The 16,219-nt window shown below is 65.6% G+C and carries 17 protein-coding genes; 6 read left to right on the top strand and 11 right to left on the bottom strand.

Annotated elements, in window-relative coordinates; all coding sequences use genetic code 11:
- Positions 1 to 112: 112 nt before the first annotated feature.
- Together WCE05_RS14350 and WCE05_RS14345 are read right to left on the bottom strand one after the other, a co-directional pair.
- Positions 113 to 745 carry a TetR family transcriptional regulator gene (locus WCE05_RS14350; protein ID WP_225790595.1) on the bottom strand — a complete coding sequence of 211 codons (633 nt, stop codon included), beginning with the start codon at positions 743 to 745 and terminating at the stop codon, positions 113 to 115.
- Between the two features lie 122 nt (positions 746 to 867).
- Positions 868 to 1,278, bottom strand: a complete 411-nt coding sequence (locus WCE05_RS14345) for a phage infection protein (RefSeq protein ID WP_368816088.1) — start codon at positions 1,276 to 1,278, stop codon at positions 868 to 870.
- A 341-nt stretch (positions 1,279 to 1,619) separates the two neighbouring features.
- Between WCE05_RS14345 and WCE05_RS14340 the strand changes: the two genes are divergently transcribed.
- Positions 1,620 to 3,683, top strand: coding sequence for an AsmA family protein (locus WCE05_RS14340; protein WP_368816087.1), 2,064 nt, complete (start codon positions 1,620 to 1,622; stop codon positions 3,681 to 3,683).
- Positions 3,684 to 3,734: 51 nt separating this feature from the next.
- Here the strand turns inward: WCE05_RS14340 and WCE05_RS14335 are convergent, their stop codons facing one another.
- Both WCE05_RS14335 and osmE read right to left on the bottom strand, forming a co-directional pair.
- Positions 3,735 to 4,265 (bottom strand): bacterioferritin, encoded by a 531-nt coding sequence (locus WCE05_RS14335; RefSeq protein ID WP_368816086.1) that lies wholly within the window; start codon positions 4,263 to 4,265, stop codon positions 3,735 to 3,737.
- A 47-nt stretch (positions 4,266 to 4,312) separates the two neighbouring features.
- Positions 4,313 to 4,654, bottom strand: a complete 342-nt coding sequence (osmE, locus tag WCE05_RS14330; protein ID WP_225790599.1) for an osmotically-inducible lipoprotein OsmE — start codon at positions 4,652 to 4,654, stop codon at positions 4,313 to 4,315.
- A gap of 133 nt (positions 4,655 to 4,787) precedes the next feature.
- Between osmE and WCE05_RS14325 the strand changes: the two genes are divergently transcribed.
- The 3 genes from WCE05_RS14325 (at position 4,788) to WCE05_RS14315 (ending at position 7,110) form a co-directional block, all read left to right on the top strand.
- Entirely contained in the window at positions 4,788 to 5,678 is an 891-nt protein-coding gene (locus tag WCE05_RS14325) for a triacylglycerol lipase (RefSeq protein WP_225790600.1), read from the top strand.
- Between the two features lie 73 nt (positions 5,679 to 5,751).
- On the top strand, positions 5,752 to 6,024 hold the full coding sequence (locus WCE05_RS14320) for a PsiF family protein (RefSeq protein ID WP_225790601.1): 273 nt from the start codon (positions 5,752 to 5,754) through the stop codon (positions 6,022 to 6,024).
- Between the two features lie 78 nt (positions 6,025 to 6,102).
- On the top strand, positions 6,103 to 7,110 hold the full coding sequence (locus WCE05_RS14315; protein ID WP_225790602.1) for an AI-2E family transporter: 1,008 nt from the start codon (positions 6,103 to 6,105) through the stop codon (positions 7,108 to 7,110).
- Positions 7,111 to 7,344: 234 nt separating this feature from the next.
- On the opposite strand, the gene WCE05_RS14310 is transcribed toward WCE05_RS14315, so the two are convergent.
- Entirely contained in the window at positions 7,345 to 8,616 is a 1,272-nt protein-coding gene (locus tag WCE05_RS14310; protein WP_368816085.1) for an Hsp70 family protein, read from the bottom strand.
- 166 nt (positions 8,617 to 8,782) lie between these two features.
- Here WCE05_RS14310 and cbpA point away from each other — a divergent pair, with 166 nt between their 5' ends.
- Complete coding sequence (gene cbpA, locus WCE05_RS14305) at positions 8,783 to 9,730, top strand: curved DNA-binding protein (RefSeq protein WP_225790604.1); 948 nt, start codon at positions 8,783 to 8,785, stop codon at positions 9,728 to 9,730.
- 2 nt (positions 9,731 to 9,732) lie between these two features.
- Positions 9,733 to 10,038: a chaperone modulator CbpM gene (locus tag WCE05_RS14300; RefSeq protein WP_225790605.1), complete on the top strand. Its 306-nt coding sequence runs from the start codon at positions 9,733 to 9,735 to the stop codon at positions 10,036 to 10,038.
- Between the two features lie 30 nt (positions 10,039 to 10,068).
- Here WCE05_RS14300 and WCE05_RS14295 read toward each other — a convergent pair whose 3' ends face one another.
- From WCE05_RS14295 to urtA, 6 genes are all read right to left on the bottom strand, one after another.
- Positions 10,069 to 10,587, bottom strand: a complete 519-nt coding sequence (locus WCE05_RS14295) for a GNAT family N-acetyltransferase (RefSeq protein ID WP_225790606.1) — start codon at positions 10,585 to 10,587, stop codon at positions 10,069 to 10,071.
- Between the two features lie 31 nt (positions 10,588 to 10,618).
- The gene (gene urtE, locus WCE05_RS14290) at positions 10,619 to 11,317 is read right to left on the bottom strand and encodes an urea ABC transporter ATP-binding subunit UrtE (protein WP_253080997.1); all 699 of its coding nucleotides are present in this window, start codon (positions 11,315 to 11,317) and stop codon (positions 10,619 to 10,621) included.
- A 90-nt stretch (positions 11,318 to 11,407) separates the two neighbouring features.
- Positions 11,408 to 12,265 carry an urea ABC transporter ATP-binding protein UrtD gene (urtD, locus tag WCE05_RS14285; protein ID WP_253080998.1) on the bottom strand — a complete coding sequence of 286 codons (858 nt, stop codon included), beginning with the start codon at positions 12,263 to 12,265 and terminating at the stop codon, positions 11,408 to 11,410.
- Complete coding sequence (gene urtC, locus WCE05_RS14280; RefSeq protein WP_253168063.1) at positions 12,262 to 13,341, bottom strand: urea ABC transporter permease subunit UrtC; 1,080 nt, start codon at positions 13,339 to 13,341, stop codon at positions 12,262 to 12,264. The genes urtD and urtC overlap by 4 nt, the downstream gene beginning before the upstream one ends.
- Positions 13,341 to 14,828, bottom strand: a complete 1,488-nt coding sequence (gene urtB / locus WCE05_RS14275; RefSeq protein WP_225790610.1) for an urea ABC transporter permease subunit UrtB — start codon at positions 14,826 to 14,828, stop codon at positions 13,341 to 13,343. Before urtB ends, urtC begins: the two co-directional genes overlap by 1 nt.
- Before the next feature lie 119 nt (positions 14,829 to 14,947).
- The gene (urtA, locus tag WCE05_RS14270) at positions 14,948 to 16,213 is read right to left on the bottom strand and encodes an urea ABC transporter substrate-binding protein (RefSeq protein WP_225790611.1); all 1,266 of its coding nucleotides are present in this window, start codon (positions 16,211 to 16,213) and stop codon (positions 14,948 to 14,950) included.
- Between the last annotated feature and the right edge of the window lie 6 nt (positions 16,214 to 16,219).

Here is a 16,219-nt window from a genome sequence, read left to right as displayed (position 1 = left end):
GGGCAGTGCGTCATGGTAGCAGCTAGCGGCAAGCTGCAAGCTGCAAGCTGCAAGAAAAAGCATGCCTGCGCAGATTTTGATTTTTGCTTTTACTTACAGATCCCCGCTGTGCTTACCCCGGGTTACCGAGGCCCTGCCAATGCCGCGCGCCGACGAAGATGAAACGCAGCTGCTGGGTGATCTTTTCCTGGGGCGTAAGCGCTTGCGGGTCGTCGGGGCCTGGGCTGTCGATCAGTTCCGGCAGGGTGGCGAACACCGTCTTGACCACCAGGTCGGCCATCACCGCCAGGGCGGCGGCATCCAGGTGCTGCCAGCGGGGCATGCGGGCGAGGTCGGTGGCCAGGTCGGCGCTGATGTCCTGGCGCAAGCGGGCGATGGCCTGGCGCACCGCCTGGGAGCCGCCGTACTGCTCGCGGGCGAGGAACAGGAACTGGGCGCGGTGGGCGGCGACCACATCGAGGAAGATGCGCACCGAGGCGTCGGTGATGCCGCCCAGCTCGAATTCGTTTTGCCGCACCAGACGGATGGTTTGGCGGAAGGTCGCGTCGACCTCGGCGACCAGGGCAAGGCCCAGCGCGTCCATGTCGGGGAAGTGTCGGTAGAAACCGGTGGGCACGATGCCGGCGGCCTTGGCCACTTCGCGCAGGCTGATGCTGCCGAAGCCACGGCCGCTCTCCATGAGCTGGCAGGCGGCATCCAGCAGGGCCTGGCGTGTCTGTAGCTTCTGTTCGGCGCGCGGCAGCATGGGGCGGGCTTCTGTGGTTGTACGGCTGGGCATTCTGGATAAAAAAACGAAGCCCGGTCAATGGACCGGGCTTGGGGGAGAGCAGGCACTGCGCGGCGGGTTGTTGTTCTTGGCCATGGCGATCAGCTCATGCGGCTGATTTCGATCAGGCGGTCGGAGCCCCCTTCGGCGACACGGTTGTTGCGCTCGATCAGGCGGTCGGAGCCACCCTCGGCGACACGGTTGTTGCGCTCGATCAGGCGATCGGAGCCCCCTTCGGCGACACGGTTGTTGCGCTCGATCAGGCGGTCGGAGCCCCCCTCGGCGACGCGGTTGTTGCGTTCGATCAGGCGGTCGGAACCCCCTTCGGCGACGCGGGCGGCACGTTCCTGCAGACGATCAGCGCCACCCTCGGCCAAGGTCTTCAGCGGTTGGGCGATTTCGGCCGAGCTGGTACGGGACTCGGCGCTCAGGTGCTGTTCTTCGGCTGGCAGGGCGAAGGCATTGGCGGCCAGGATGGACAGGGTCAGGCTCAGCAGCAGGTGGCGTTTCATGATATCGGTGCTCCTCTGGGGGCTGGAAAGTGGGTACGAAGCCAATGCTACGCTCGGTAACGCCAGAGAAAAGTTCATACGGATAATGGTGACAATCGACCGCGTTGATACAGGGTCGTGAAGGCTCTAAGGCAACGCTTTCAGAGGATTTGAAGGCAATGTGCTAGCAGGTTTTTCAGCTGACGCCGGATCTGTTTCTCGGCCAGAAACTGAGAAAAGGGTCAGGAAAGTCGTCATTCCAGGGGTGGTGAATTAAACCCAGCGGACTTTCATCAGTCCGACATAATGTGTGCCATCGTCACGCCCGCTTTGTGCCATGTCGTCGTCAGGAGAATCACGCAATGATGCGTCCCGTCAGAATCCTCACCTGGAGCCTCGCCAGCCTGTTGACCCTGTTGGCGATACTGGTGGTGGTGATCGCCACGTTCGACTGGAACCGCATCAAGCCGCTGCTCAACGAGAAAGTCTCCGAGGCCCTGCACCGGCCGTTCGCGATCAACGGCAACCTCGCCGTGCAGTGGCGTACCGAGCCGCAGGAGGGTGGTTGGCGGGCCTGGGTGCCCTGGCCGCACTTCATCGCCGAAGACCTGACCCTGGGCAATCCAGACTGGCTGAAGACGCCGCAGATGGTCGGCCTGGAGCGCGTGGAGTTCCGCCTGTCGCCCGTGCCTCTGGCGTTCCAGCAGATCGTCATCCCGCGCATCGACCTGACCAAGCCCACCGCCAGCCTTACCCGCCTGGCCGATGGCCGGGCCAACTGGACCTTCGACTTCGGGCCCGAGGACGAAAATGCCGAGCCGTCCAAGTGGGTGCTGGACATCGGCGCCATCGGCTTCGACCAGGGCAACGTCAGCTTCGACGACCAGATCCTGAAAACCAGCATGAAGGTGCAGATCGACCCGCTGGGCAAGCCGATCCCGTTCAGCGAGATCGTCGGCAAGGCCAGCGCCGAGAAGGCCGGGGGCGCCCAGGACTATGCCTTCGGCCTCAAGGCCCAGGGCCGCTACAAAGGCCAGGCGGTGTCCGGCACCGGCAAGATCGGTGGCCTGCTGGCGCTGCAGGATGCCAGCCAGCCGTTCCCGCTGCAGGCCGACGTGCGCATCGGCGACACCCGGGCGGCCCTTGCCGGTACCCTGACCGACCCACGCAACCTCGGCGCGCTCGACCTGCGCCTGCGCCTGTCCGGCAGCAGCCTGGGCAACCTGTATCCCCTGACTGGCGTGACCTTGCCGGACACGCCGGCCTATTCCACCGACGGCCACCTCACCGCCAACCTGCAGGATCCGGACGGCGCGCGGTTCCGCTACGAAGGCTTCAACGGCAAGATCGGCGACAGCGACATCCATGGCGACCTGGCCTTCGTCGCCAGCCAGCCGCGGCCGAAGCTCGCCGGCAACCTGGTGTCCAACCAACTGCTGTTCAAGGACCTGGCCCCGTTGATCGGCGCCGACTCCAACGTCGAGCAGAAGGCCCGTGGTGGCGCCAGCAAGCAGCCGGCAGGCAAGGTCTTGCCGGTGGAGGAGTTTCGCACCGAGCGCTGGCGGGCGATGGATGCCGACGTTACCTTCAGCGGCAAGCGCATCGTGCACAGCGAGCAACTGCCGTTCAACGACCTGTCCGCCCGTGTCTTGCTCGAGGACGGCCTGTTGCGCCTGGAGCCGCTGCGCTTCGGCGTCGCCGGGGGCAACCTCAATGCCAACATCCGCCTGGACGGTCGCACGGTGCCGATGCAAGGCCGCGCCCGGCTGACCGCCCGGGGCTTCAAGCTCAAGCAACTGTTCCCCAGCTTCGCGCCCATGCAGACCAGCTTCGGCGAGCTCAACGGTGATGCCGACCTGGGTGGGCGCGGTAATTCGGTGGCGGCCCTGCTCGGCACCTCCAATGGCGACCTGCGCCTGCTCATCAACGATGGCGCCATCAGCCGGGGCCTGATGGAAATCGCCGGGCTCAACGTGGGCAACTATGTGATCGGCAAGTTGTTCGGCGACGAGGAGGTGAAGATCAACTGCGCGGCGGCCGACGTGGGCATCAAGGATGGCCTGGCGACCACGCGGTTGTTCGTCTTCGATACCGAGAACGCGATCATCCATGTCGACGGTACGGCCAACTTCGCCAGCGAGCAGTTGGACTTGAAGATCACCCCCGAATCGAAGGGCGTGCGCTTGTTCTCGCTGCGTTCGCCGTTGTACGTGCGTGGGCCGTTCGCCAAGCCCAGCGCCGGGGTGCAGGCGGTGCCGCTGGCCCGGCGAGGCGCCGGGATGGTGGCGCTGGGCGTGGCGATCGGCCCTGCGGCGGGGCTACTGGCACTGATCGCGCCGAGTGGCGACGAGCCGAACCAGTGCACGCCGTTGCTCGAACAGATGCGGGCCGGCAAGGCGCCGGCGGCGGTGAAGGGGCGCAAGTAGGTTCGGGCAGGGGGCTGGCAAACGCTGGGGCCGCACAGCGGCCCCAGTGGATCACAAGCCTTTGAGCAGGTCCGCCATGTCGTCGGCGTGCTCTTCTTCCTGGGCCAGGATGTCTTCGAAGATGCGCCGGGTGGTCGGGTCTTTCTCGCCGATGTAATGGATGATCTCGCGGTAGCTGTCGATGGCGATGCGCTCGGCCACCAGGTCCTCCAGGACCATCTCTTTCAAGGTACTGCCCGCGACGTACTGGGCGTGGGCGTTCTTGCTCAGGTTGTCCGGGTTGAAATCCGGCTCGCCACCGAGCTGGACGATGCGCTCGGCCAGCTTGTCGGCGTGCTCGGCCTCCTGGTTGGCATGCTCGAGGAACTCCTCGGCGGCGACGCTGGCCTTGATGCCGCTGGCCATGAAGTAGTGGCGCTTGTAGCGCAGGGTGCAGACCAGCTCGGTGGCCAGCGATTCATTGAGCAGGCGCAGGATCCTGTCGCGATCGGCACTGTAGCCCTCGGTCACGGCGCCTTGCTCGACATGCTGGCGGGCGCGCTCGCGCAGGGTCTGCACATCGGTCAGTTCGGTAGCGTTCATGTTCATCTCCGAAAGGATCAGGGTGGTCACGGGGTGTCAGGGAGGGCTCACGCGCCGGGTACGGCCTCGCGGTCCTCTTCTCGTTGCTGGCAGGTCTTGAAGCCCTTGGCATCGACATGGCCGGTGGCGTCGAAGCGTACGTAGTAGGGCTGCTGGTGGCCGTCGCGGTTGAGGATGTAGTCGTTGCAGGTGCCGCCATGGGGCAGGTCGCTCACCTTCGACGGGCTGCCGCCGATGGCGATGACCTTCTGCATGGTCATGCCGTTCTCGACCTGCTTGACCAGCGGCTCGTCGCGGTAGGTGACGTAGTCCACCGGGTTTTCCGGGCGGCTGCCGCAGGCGGCCAGGGTCGCGCCCGCCAGAAGGATTGCCAGGGTCTGCTTGTACATGGTCCCGCTCCTTGCTCAGGGTCTGTTCTGGTTGGAGCCGCATGGCGCGCCAGGAGTTCGATTGCGATGCCTGGCCCCGGCCCTGTAGTGTTGGCCGACTGACCAAGGAGAGGGAGAGGGAGAGGGAGAGGCCATGAACCAGGACCTGGCCACGCGCTACCCACTGGTGCTGGTACCGGGCATGCTCGGTTTCGTGCGGGTGCTGCTCTATCCGTACTGGTATGGCATCGTTCCGGCGCTGCGCCGGGGTGGAGCGCAGGTATTCCCGGTGCAGGTGTCGCCGCTGCATGCCAGCGAAGTCCGTGGCGAACAGCTGCTGGCGATCATCGAGGACATCTGCCGGCGGACCGGGGCCGAACGGGTCAACCTTATCGGCCACAGCCAGGGGGCCCTCAGCGCCCGCTACGCGGCGGCGAAGAGGCCCGACCGGGTGGCGTCGGTGACCTCGGTGGCCGGGCCCAACCAGGGCTCGGAGCTGGCCGACTACTTGGCGCACAAGGCCCCGGGCGACTCACCCCAGGGGCGGATACTCAAGGCTGTGCTGCATGGCCTTGCGGTGTTGCTGGTATGGCTGGAAACCGGCTGGCGGCGCGAGCCGCTGCCGATCGACGTGCACGCCTCGCACCAGTCCCTCACTAGCGCCGGCGTGGCCCTGTTCAACCAGGCTTATCCACAGGGCCTGCCGACCTCCTGGGGGGGCGAGGGCCCGGCCGAGGTCGATGGCGTGCGCTATTACTCGTGGTCCGGCACCCTGCAACCGGGGCGTACCGACCAGGGGCGCAACCGCTTCGACGGCAGCAACCGCTTCTGCCGGTTGTTCGCCCGCACCTTCACGCGCGAGAAGGGCCAATGCGACGGCATGGTCGGGCGCTACAGCTCGCACCTGGGCCAGGTCATCGGCGACGACTATCCGCTCGACCACCTGGACATCGTCAACCAGTCCCTCGGCGCGGTGGGCAAGGGCGCCGACCCGGTGCGGCTGTTCACCGAGCACGCTGCACGGCTCAAGGCCGCAGGCTTGTAGGGAGATGTAAAAATTCTTGTCTACACTCTGCACGACGACCGTGCAGCGGGCACGGAGACAAGGAGACCACTCCATGAAAGTGCTGCAAGTGCCGTTGTTGGTGTTGGGTGTGTTGATCAGCGCGCAGGGATTCGCCGCCACCGCCCAGCAGGAAAAGATGAAGACCTGCAATGCCGAAGCCACCGAACAGGCCCTGAAAGGGGATGAACGCAAGGCGTTCATGAGCAAGTGCCTCAAGGTCACCCAGCAGGAGAAGATGAAGACCTGCAACGCCAACGCCACTGCCAAGGCCCTCAAGGGCGATGAGCGCAAGGCGTTCATGAGCGACTGCCTGAAGAAGAAGTGAGCTGCGCCGAGTCACTATGTTTGTAGGACGAAGGCTGGCAGACTGCGGGTCTTTTCTGTTGTCTGCCGTTGAGGCTGTATGACCTTCACCCCTCGCCAGATCACCCTGGCCAGTTGGATCATCGTGCTTGCCGGCCTGCTGCTGGCGCTCCCCCTGAAGTTGCTGCCCAGCCTGCTGGCCGGCCTGCTGGTGTTCGAGCTGGTCAACATGCTCACCCCCAGGCTGCAGCCGTTGATCGCCGGCCAGCGTGCGCGCTGGCTGGCCGTGGCCCTGCTCGGCACGCTGGTGGTCAGTACCCTGACCTTGGTGTTCGCCGGGGCCTTCAGTTTCCTCCTGCACGAGGCCGAGAACCCCGGTGCTTCGCTGGACAAGTTCATGGCCCTGGTGGAGCGGGCGCGCGCCCAGTTGCCGCCGTTCATCGACGGCTACCTGCCGGCCAGCGCTGCGGAGTTCAAGGTGGCCATCGGCGACTGGCTCAAGAGCCACCTGGGCGAGCTGCAACTGGTGGGCAAGGGCATGGCGCACATGTTCGTCACCCTGCTGATCGGCATGATCCTCGGTGCCATCGTCGCCTTGCAGCGCATTCCCGACATATCCCGGCGCAAGCCCCTGGCCGCGGCGCTGTTCGAGCGCCTGAGCCTGCTGGTGCAGGCGTTTCGCAACATCGTCTTCGCCCAGATCAAGATTTCCCTGCTCAACACCTTCTTCACCGGCATCTTCCTGGCGGTGGTGTTCCCGTTGTTCGGGGTGCACCTGCCGCTGACCAAGACCTTGATCGTGCTGACTTTCCTGCTGGGCCTGTTGCCGGTGATCGGCAACCTGATGTCCAACACCCTGATCACCATCGTCGGGCTGTCCCTGTCGATCTGGGTGGCGGTGGCCGCCCTGGGCTACTTGATCGTGATCCACAAGGTCGAGTACTTCCTCAATGCGCGGATCGTCGGCGGGCAGATCAGTGCCAAGTCGTGGGAGTTGCTGTTGGCGATGCTGGTGTTCGAGGCGGCATTCGGCTTGCCGGGCGTGGTGGCGGGGCCGATCTACTATGCCTACCTCAAGAGCGAGCTCAAGCGTGCCGAGCTGGTCTGAAGTGGCGACTCCACCGGCCTAATGTTGTTCACTTAAGCCATTGGGGCCGCCTTGCGGCCCTTCGCGGGCAAGCCCGCTCCCACAAGTACGCTGCAAATGCACGATACTGTGGGAGCGGGCTTGCCCGCGAAGGGCTGCAAGGCAGCCCCAATCGATGTCACATCAGACTTAAGTGAACAGCATTACCCCACCGGCCTGCTTTTACTTGCAGCTTGTGGCTTGTAGCTAGAAGCTTCAGAGCGCGCCGTAGCGTTTGCGGGCTTCGATCGCCAGGCCGCTGCCGATGCTGCCGAAGATATTGCCTTCCACGTGGCGGGCGTTGGGTAGCATCGCCGCGACGCTGTTGCGCAAGGCCGGGATGCCGCTGGAGCCGCCGGTGAAGAACACCGTGTCCACCTGGCTTTCGCGCACGCCGGCCTTGGTCAGCAGTTCGCCGACGCTGCCACGCACACGCCCCAGCAGCCCCTCGATGGCATCCTCGAACAGCGCACGGGTCAGGTCCACACCCAGCGCCGGTTCGATGCGGCCCAGGTCGATGTGCCGGCGCTCCTGTTCGGTCAGCTCGATCTTGCTGGCCTCCACTTCCATGGCCAGCCAGTGCCCGGCACGCTGCTCGATCAGCTTGAACAGGCGATCGATACCCAGGGTGTCCTCGATGTCGTAGCGCATGCTGCCCAGGGCCAACTGGGATTTTTGCGAATACAGCGCGTTGATGGTGTGCCAGGTGGCCAGGTTCAGGTGGTAGCTGGTGGGCATCAACGCCTGGCTTTTCATCCGGCTGCCGTAACCGAACAGCGGCATCACGCCTTGCAGGCTCAACTGCTTGTCGAAGTCGGTACCGCCGATGTGCACGCCGCCAGTGGCGAGGATGTCGCTGTGGCGCTCATCGAGCAGGTGACGCTCGGGCGACAGGCGGATCAGCGAGAAGTCCGAGGTACCGCCGCCGATGTCGACGATCAGCACCAGTTCCTCACGGTCGATGCCCGACTCGTAGTCGAACGCCGCGGCGATCGGCTCGTACTGGAACGAAACCTCCTTGAAGCCGACCTTGCGCGCCACCTCGGCCAGGGTATCCTCGGCCTCCTGGTCGGCGGCCGGGTCTTCGTCGACGAAGAACACCGGGCGGCCCAGCACCACCTCGTCGAAGCTGCGGCCGGCATTGGCCTCGGCGCGTTTCTTCAGCTCGCCGATGAACATGCCCAGCAAGTCCTTGAACGGCAGGGCGGTGCCCAGCACGCTGGTGTCGTGCTTGATCAGCTTGGAGCCGAGCAGGCTCTTGAGCGAGCGCATCAGGCGTCCTTCGTAGCCCTCCAGGTATTCGTGCAGGGCCAGGCGGCCGTATACCGGACGGCGTTCCTCGATATTGAAGAAGACCACCGAGGGCAGGGTGATCTTGCCGTCTTCCAGGGCGATCAGCGATTGCACGCCGGGGCGGTGCCAGCCGACCGTGGAGTTGGAGGTGCCGAAGTCGATGCCCAAGGCACGGGCCGGGGATACGTCAGACATGGGGGGGAAGGCTTCCGGAGGCAAAACGGCCGCGCAGTTTATGCCAGTGGCCAGCAGAATCAAGACCGATCGTCTGCTCTGGAGCAACCCCAAGCGGGCCTTGAAAGGCTATGCTTGACCCTTATCTTCAGATGCAACGCACACATTCTGAACGGTGATCCCCTAGATGGACTTCAAAGACTACTACAAGATACTCGGCGTCGAGCCGACGGCGGACGAGAAGGCGATCAAGACCGCCTACCGCAAGCTCGCGCGCAAGTATCACCCCGACGTCAGCAAGGAGCGCGACGCCGAGGAGAAATTCAAGGAGGCCAACGAGGCCTACGAAGTGCTGGGCGATACACAAAAGCGCGCCGAGTACGACGAGATCCGCAAGTACGGCGGCCAGCACGGCCGGCCCTTCCAGGCACCGCCGGGCTGGGAGGCCCGTGGGGCTGAGGGTGGCTTCGAGGCAGGGGATTTCTCGGAATTCTTCAGTTCGATCTTCGGTGCCCGGGGCGGCAACCCCTTCGGCCGTGGTCAGCAACGCAGCGCGGGCAGGCGAGGGCAGGACGTGGAACTGGAGCTGGCGATCTTCCTCGAGGAAACCCTGAGCAAGGAGTCCAAGCAGATCAGTTTCCAGGTGCCGCAGACCAACGCCGCTGGCCAGCGTACCGGCTTCACCACCAAGACCCTCAACGTGCGTATCCCTGCCGGGGTCACCGATGGCGAGCGTATCCGCCTCAAGGGCCAGGGGGCGCCGGGCGTCGCTGGCGGGGCCAACGGCGACCTGTTCCTGACCATCCGCATGGCACCGCACCCGCTGTTCGATGTCGAAGGTCATGACCTGATCATCACCGTGCCCCTGGCGCCTTGGGAGGCTGCCCTGGGCGCCAAGGTGGAGGTGCCGACCCTCACCGGCAAGATCAACCTGACCATCCGCCCCGACAGCCAGAGCGGCCAGCGCCTGCGGGTCAAGGGCATGGGCCTGGCCAACAAGCAGGGCCAGCGTGGCGACCTCTATGCCCAGCTCAAGGTGGTCATGCCCAGCCAGTCGGATGCGGCCGCCCGCGAACTCTGGAGCAAGCTCGCCGAGAAGGCTGCGTTCAATCCGAGGACACAATGGAGTAGTTGATCATGAGCAGCACCCTGATCGTTCAACTGGACATGCGAACCCTCTGTCAGGAGGCCGACCTCACGGCCGACTGCGTGATCGAAATCGTCGAGCACGGCATCGTTGAACCTTCGGGGCGAACGCCGGAGGACTGGTTGTTCGACGACCAGGCACCCTGGCTCGCCAAGCGTGCGGCCAAGCTGCACGAGGAGCTGGAGCTGGAATGGGAAGGCGTGGCGCTGGCGCTGGAGCTGCTGGAAGAGGTGCAGCAACTGCGCAGCGAGAACAGCATGCTGCGCCAGCGGTTGGGCAGGTTCATCCAGATGTGAGCGGATTGGGGCCGCCTTGCGGCCCTCGCCTCAGCGCTTGGGTTCGGCCCCCGGGTCGAGCATCAGTTGCATGAAGGTCAGGTCCAGCCACTTGCCGAACTTCACCCCTACCTGTGGCATCTGCCCTGTCACCACGAACCCCAGCCGCTCATGCAGGCGGATCGACGCCGCGTTGCCGCTCTCGATGGCGGCGACCATCACATGCTTGCCACATGCCCGCGCCCGCTCCACCAGCGCCTGCATCAGCAGCGGCCCCAGGCCCTTGCCGCGCTGGTCATCGCGGATGTAGACCGAGTGCTCCACGGTATGCCGAAAACCCTCGAACGGCCGCCAGTCGCCGAACGAGGCGTAGCCCAGCACGCCACTGTCATCCACCGCCACCAGGATCGGGTAGCCCTGCTGCGCCCGGGCCTCGAACCAGGCCTGGCGGTTGGCCAAATCGACCGGCGTTTCGTTCCAGATCGCCGTGGTGTTGCGCACGGCGTCGTTGTAGATGTCGAGGATCCCCGGCACGTCGTCGGGCAGGGCGTCGCGGATTACGTGGTTCATGACAGCGTCTCGCAGGGTGGATCGGTGCAGATTAAATGGTTACCAGGCCGCGCACACCTTCAGCTTGCATGTTTTCGCCACGGCCACGCTGGACGATCTCACCCCGGGCCATCACCAGGTACTGGTCGGCCAGGGCCTCGGCGAAGTCGTAGAACTGCTCCACCAGCAGGATGGCCAGGTCGCCGCGATCGGCCAGTTGGCGGATCACCGCGCCGATCTCCTTGATCACCGACGGCTGGATGCCTTCGGTGGGTTCGTCGAGGATCAGCAGGCGTGGGCGGCTGGCCAGGGCACGGCCGATGGCCAGTTGCTGCTGCTGGCCCCCGGACAGGTCGCCGCCACGGCGTTGCTTCATCTGCTCCAGCACCGGGAACAGTTCGTAGATGAAGGCCGGTACCTCGCGCGCCTCGCGGGCGGGGAAGCGCGACAGGCCCATCAGCAGGTTTTCCTCGACGGTGAGCCGCGGGAAGATCTCGCGGCCCTGCGGCACATAGGCGATGCCAGCCTGGACCCGCTGCTGGGGCTTGAAGCGAGTGATGTCCTGCTGCTCCCAGTGCACGCTGCCCTCGCGTGCCGGCACCAGCCCCATCAGGCAGCGCAGCAGGGTGGTCTTGCCCACGCCGTTGCGGCCGAGCAGGCAGGTGACTTCGCCGACCTTGGCCTCGAAGGACAGGCCGCGCAGGATGTGGCTGCCGCCGTAGTACTGATGCAATTCACTGATTTGGAGCACTTCGACATTCCTCGTTACTGGCAGATCCGAGCGGCAAGCTGCAAGTAAAAGCCGCTCGGGACATCTTGCCGCTTGGCGCTTGAGGGCGCGTCAGCGCCCGAGATAAACCTCGACTACCCGTTCATCCGCCTGCACCTGCTCCAGCGAGCCTTCGGCCAGTACGCTGCCCTGGTGCAGCACCGTGACATGGTCGGCAATGCTGCCGACGAACCCCATGTCATGCTCCACCACCATCAGCGAATGCCGGCCGGCCAGGCCCTTGAACAGTTCGGCGGTGAACTCGGTCTCGGCATCGGTCATGCCCGCCACCGGTTCGTCGAGCAACAGCAACTGCGGCTCCTGCACCAGCAGCATGCCGATCTCCAGGAACTGCTTCTGCCCATGGGACAACAGGCCCGCCTGGCGCTGCGCCAGTGGCAGCAGGCGCAGGGTCGCCAGCACCTGCTCGATGCGCTGGCGCTGTTCGCCCGACAACCGCGTGACCAGGCTGGCCCATACCGACTTGTCCGTCTTGAGTGCCAGCTCCAGGTTCTCGTAGACGCTCAGGGCTTCGAATACCGTGGGCTTCTGGAACTTGCGGCCAATGCCGGCCTGGGCGATCTGGTACTCGCTCAGGTGCGTCAGGTCGAGGGTGTCGCCGAAGAACGCGCTGCCGGTGTCCGGGCGGGTCTTGCCGGTGATCACGTCCATCAGCGTGGTCTTGCCGGCGCCATTGGGGCCGATGATGCAGCGCAGCTCGCCAACGCCGATGTACAGGTTCAGCGCGTTGAGCGCCTTGAAGCCATCGAAGCTGACACTGATGTCCTCCAGGCTCAGCACCGTGCCATGGCGCGCATCGAGGCCGGCGCTGCGGCGCTGGCCGAGGCCGATGGCGTCGCGGCCGGCACCGAGCTGATCGAACACCGGTTCGAGCATGAATTCCGGATGCACCGGGGGCACGCCTTTCATGGCTGGCTCCTTTTCTTCAGCAGGCCGACCACGCCCTTGGGCAGGTACAGCGTGACCAGGATGAACAGGGCGCCGAGGAAGAACAGCCAGAACTCCGGGAAGGCCACGGTGAACCAGCTCTTCATGCCATTGACCAGGCCTGCGCCGAGCAACGGGCCGAGCAGCGTGCCACGCCCGCCCAGGGCGACCCACACGGCGGCTTCGATAGAGTTGGTCGGCGACATCTCGCTGGGGTTGATGATGCCCACCTGCGGCACGTACAGGGCTCCGGCCAGGCCGCACAACACGGCGCTGAGCACCCACACCAGCAGCTTGAAGCCGCGTGGGTCGTAGCCGCAGAACATCAGGCGGTTCTCGGCATCGCGCAGCGCGGTGAGCAGGCGGCCGAACTTGCTTTGGGTCAGGCGCCAGCACAGGTACAGACTGCCCAGCAACAGGGCCACGGTGAGCAGGAACAGCACTGCCCGGGTGCCCGGGGCGGCGATGTCGAAGCCCAGCAGGGTGCGGAAGCTGGTGAAGCCGTTGTTGCCACCGAAGCCCGTCTCGTTGCGGAAGAACAGCAGCATGGCGGCGAAGGTCAGGGCCTGGGTCATGATCGAGAAGTACACGCCCTTGATCCGCGAACGGAAGGCGAACCAGCCGAACACCAGGGCCAGCAGCCCAGGGGCGAGCACCACCAGGCACAGGGCCCAGGCAAAGTGCTGGGTGCCGGCCCAGTACCAGGGCAGCTCGCTCCACGACAGGAAGGTCATGAACCCGGGCAGGCCGTCGCCCGCCGCCTGGCGCATCAGGTACATGCCCATGGCGTAGCCGCCGAGGGCGAAGAATAGGCCGTGGCCCAGGGACAGCAACCCGGCATAGCCCCAGACCAGGTCCAGCGCCAGGGCGACGATGGCGTAGCAGAGGATCTTGCCGACCAGGGTCAGGGTGTAGGCCGAGACCTGCAGCGGGTGCGTCGCCGGTAGTAGCGACAACAGCGGCAGGGCCAGCAGCACCAGGACGACGACGGCGCCGATGGCCAGTGCCAGGCGTGGCCCGGCCTTTTGCGTGGCAGTGACAAGCAGTGGCTGGTTCATCAGTCGATTACCCGTCCCTTGAGGGCGAACAGGCCTTGCGGACGCTTCTGGATGAACAGGATGATCAGCGCAAGGATGAGGATCTTGCCGAGCACCGCACCGATCTGCGGCTCCAGCAGCTTGTTGGCGATCCCTAGGCCGAAGGCGGCCCAGAGGCTGCCGGCGAGCTGGCCGACACCGCCGAGCACCACCACCAGGAACGAGTCGATGATGTAGCCCTGGCCAAGGTCGGGGCCGACGTTGCCCACCTGGCTCAGGGCCACGCCGCCCAGCCCGGCGATGCCCGAGCCAAGGCCGAAGGCGAGCATGTCCACCCGGCCGGTGGCGACGCCGCAGCAGGCAGCCATGTTGCGGTTCTGGGTCACGGCGCGTACGTGCAGGCCCAACCGTGTGCGGTTGAGCAGCAGCCAGGTGAGCAGCACCACGGCCAGGGCGAAGCCGATGATCACCAGGCGGTTGTAGGGCAGCACCAGGTTCGGCAGCACCTGGATGCCGCCGGACAGCCAGGCCGGGTTGCCCACTTCGACGTTCTGCGCGCCGAACAGCAGGCGGATGGCCTGGATCAGGATCAGGCTGATGCCCCAGGTCGCCAGCAGGGTTTCCAACGGCCGGCCGTACAAGTGACGGATCACCGTGCGCTCCAGCGCCATGCCGACCCCGGCGCTGACGGCGAAGGCCACCGGCAGGGCGATCAACGGGTAGAACTCGATGGCCCCGGGGGCGTGGCGCTGCACCAGTACCTGGACCAGGTAGGTGGTGTAGGCGCCCAGCATGAGCATCTCGCCATGGGCCATGTTGATCACCCCCAGCAGGCCGAAGGTGATCGCCAGGCCCAGGGCCGCCAGCAGCAGGACCGAGCCCAGGGACAGGCCGCTGAAGGCCTGGCCGAGCAGCTCGCCGACCAGCAACTTGCGCTTGACCTGGGCCAGGCTGGTTTCGGCGGCGGTACGTACGGCCGGGTCGCTTTCCGCGTCCGGTTGCAGCAGGGCCTCCAGGCGCGTGCGGGCCAGCGGGTCACCGGTTTCGCCGAGCAGGCGCACGGCCGCCAGGCGTACCGCAGGCTCGCTGGCGCCCAACTGCAGGTTGGCCAGGGCCAGGCCGAGGGCGGCATGCACGGCGGCGTCCGGCTCGCTGGCCAAGCGCCGGTCGAGGAAGGCCACCTGCGCCGGCTGCGCGCTCTTTTGCAATTGACGGGCAGCGGCCAGGCGCAGGTCGCTGTCGTCGCTGAACAACTGGTGGCTGGCCAGGGCGTTGTCGATCAGCCCGCGCAGTCGGTTGTTCAGGCGCACCTTGCGGGTGTCGCCTTCGGCGATGCGGCCCTGCTTGAGCGCGCTCAGCAGCGCCAGCCGCGAGGGCTCGGGTTGCGCTGCCCAGCCCAGGAGCAGGCGGGCCTGTTCGTTGGCTTTGGCGGCGAGGAAGAATTCGCCCTCGCTGGCCTGGGTTGCCAGGGGCAGCAGGAGCAAGAGCGTGAGCAGGAGTCGGTACATGAGGGTATCCCGGATCAGCGGTGAATTCATCGCCGGCAAGCCCACCACGACGCCGCAGCGCTTGAGGGCAGTGGGCGCGGGCTTGCCGGTGACTGGGCCGCAGAGCGGCCCCTGGGCACTCAGTTGCCTTTCACTGCATAGTCAGGCCGCTTTTCGTTGCCCGGAATGAACGGGCTCCAGGGCTGCGCCCGCAACGGCTGTTCGGTTTCCCAGACCACGCTGAACTGCCCGTCGTCCTGGATTTCGCCGATCATCACTGGCTTGTGCAGGTGGTGGTTGCTCTTGTCCATGGTCAGGGTGTAACCCGACGGTGCCTGGAAGCTCTGCCCGGCCAGGGCCTCGCGGACCTTGGCGACCTCGGTGCTGCCGGCCTTCTCCACGGCCTGTGCCCACATATGGATGCCCACGTAGGTGGCCTCCATCGGGTCGTTGGTCACCGCCTTGTCGGCGCCCGGCAGGTTCTTGGCCTTGGCATAGGCCTTCCAGTCGGCGACGAAGCGTTGGTTGACCGGGTTGTCCACCGACTCGAAGTAGTTCCACGCCGCCAGGTGGCCCACCAGTGGCTTGGTGTCGATGCCACGCAGCTCCTCCTCGCCCACCGAGAACGCCACCACCGGTACCTCGGTGGCCTTCAGGCCCTGGTTGGCCAGCTCCTTGTAGAAGGGCACGTTGGAATCGCCGTTGACCGTGGAGATCACCGCCGTCTTGCCGCCGGCGGCGAATTTCTTGATGTTGGCGACGATGGTCTGGTAGTCGCTGTGGCCGAACGGTGTGTACACCTCTTCGATGTCCTTGTCGGCCACGCCCTTGCTGTGCAGGAAGGCGCGCAGGATCTTGTTGGTGGTGCGCGGGTAGACGTAGTCGGTGCCGAGCAGGAAGAAGCGCTTGGCTTCGCCGCCGTCTTCGCTCATCAGGTATTCCACCGCCGGGATGGCCTGCTGGTTCGGTGCCGCGCCGGTATAGAAGACGTTGGGCGACATCTCCTCGCCCTCGTACTGCACCGGGTAGAACAGCAGGCCGTCGAGCTCCTCGAATACCGGCAGCACCGACTTGCGCGACACCGAGGTCCAGCAGCCGAACACCACCGCGACCTTGTCCTGGGTCAGCAACTGGCGGCTCTTCTCGGCGAACAGCGGCCAGTTCGAGGCCGGGTCCACCACCACGGGCTCCAGCAGCTTGCCGTTCACCCCGCCCTTGGCGTTGATCTGCTCGATGGTCATCAGGGCCATGTCCTTGAGCGACGTCTCGGAGATCGCCATGGTCCCGGACAGCGAATGCAGGATACCGACCTTGATGGTCTCGGCGGCCTGGAGGGTCCAGCTCAGACCCATGGCGGCCAGGCTGGCGCTGAGGGTGACGGCCTTGATCAGACTGCGACGCTTCATGTGCTC

This window comes from Pseudomonas sp. I2 (assembly GCF_040984075.1).
Lineage (GTDB): Bacteria > Pseudomonadota > Gammaproteobacteria > Pseudomonadales > Pseudomonadaceae > Aquipseudomonas > Aquipseudomonas guariconensis_B.
This window is presented reverse-complemented; position numbering and strand designations above follow the sequence as displayed.

Bases quoted from the DNA above. Each gene is read 5' to 3' on its own strand.
- WCE05_RS14320 (WP_225790601.1), top strand. From the start codon at position 5,752: ATGAAAGTGCTGCAAGTGCCGTTGTTGGTGTTGGGTGTGTTGATCAGC.
- osmE (WP_225790599.1), bottom strand. From the start codon at position 4,654: ATGTACAAGCAGACCCTGGCAATCCTTCTGGCGGGCGCGACCCTGGCC.
- cbpA (WP_225790604.1), top strand. From the start codon at position 8,783: ATGGACTTCAAAGACTACTACAAGATACTCGGCGTCGAGCCGACGGCG.
- urtB (WP_225790610.1), bottom strand. From the start codon at position 14,828: ATGTACCGACTCCTGCTCACGCTCTTGCTCCTGCTGCCCCTGGCAACC.
- urtA (WP_225790611.1), bottom strand. From the start codon at position 16,213: ATGAAGCGTCGCAGTCTGATCAAGGCCGTCACCCTCAGCGCCAGCCTG.
- WCE05_RS14350 (WP_225790595.1), bottom strand. From the start codon at position 745: ATGCTGCCGCGCGCCGAACAGAAGCTACAGACACGCCAGGCCCTGCTG.
- WCE05_RS14300 (WP_225790605.1), top strand. From the start codon at position 9,733: ATGAGCAGCACCCTGATCGTTCAACTGGACATGCGAACCCTCTGTCAG.
- urtD (WP_253080998.1), bottom strand. From the start codon at position 12,265: ATGAAAGGCGTGCCCCCGGTGCATCCGGAATTCATGCTCGAACCGGTG.
- WCE05_RS14345 (WP_368816088.1), bottom strand. From the start codon at position 1,278: ATGAAACGCCACCTGCTGCTGAGCCTGACCCTGTCCATCCTGGCCGCC.
- WCE05_RS14325 (WP_225790600.1), top strand. From the start codon at position 4,788: ATGAACCAGGACCTGGCCACGCGCTACCCACTGGTGCTGGTACCGGGC.
- WCE05_RS14315 (WP_225790602.1), top strand. From the start codon at position 6,103: ATGACCTTCACCCCTCGCCAGATCACCCTGGCCAGTTGGATCATCGTG.
- WCE05_RS14335 (WP_368816086.1), bottom strand. From the start codon at position 4,265: ATGAACGCTACCGAACTGACCGATGTGCAGACCCTGCGCGAGCGCGCC.
- WCE05_RS14310 (WP_368816085.1), bottom strand. From the start codon at position 8,616: ATGTCTGACGTATCCCCGGCCCGTGCCTTGGGCATCGACTTCGGCACC.
- WCE05_RS14295 (WP_225790606.1), bottom strand. From the start codon at position 10,587: ATGAACCACGTAATCCGCGACGCCCTGCCCGACGACGTGCCGGGGATC.
- urtC (WP_253168063.1), bottom strand. From the start codon at position 13,341: ATGAACCAGCCACTGCTTGTCACTGCCACGCAAAAGGCCGGGCCACGC.
- WCE05_RS14340 (WP_368816087.1), top strand. From the start codon at position 1,620: ATGATGCGTCCCGTCAGAATCCTCACCTGGAGCCTCGCCAGCCTGTTG.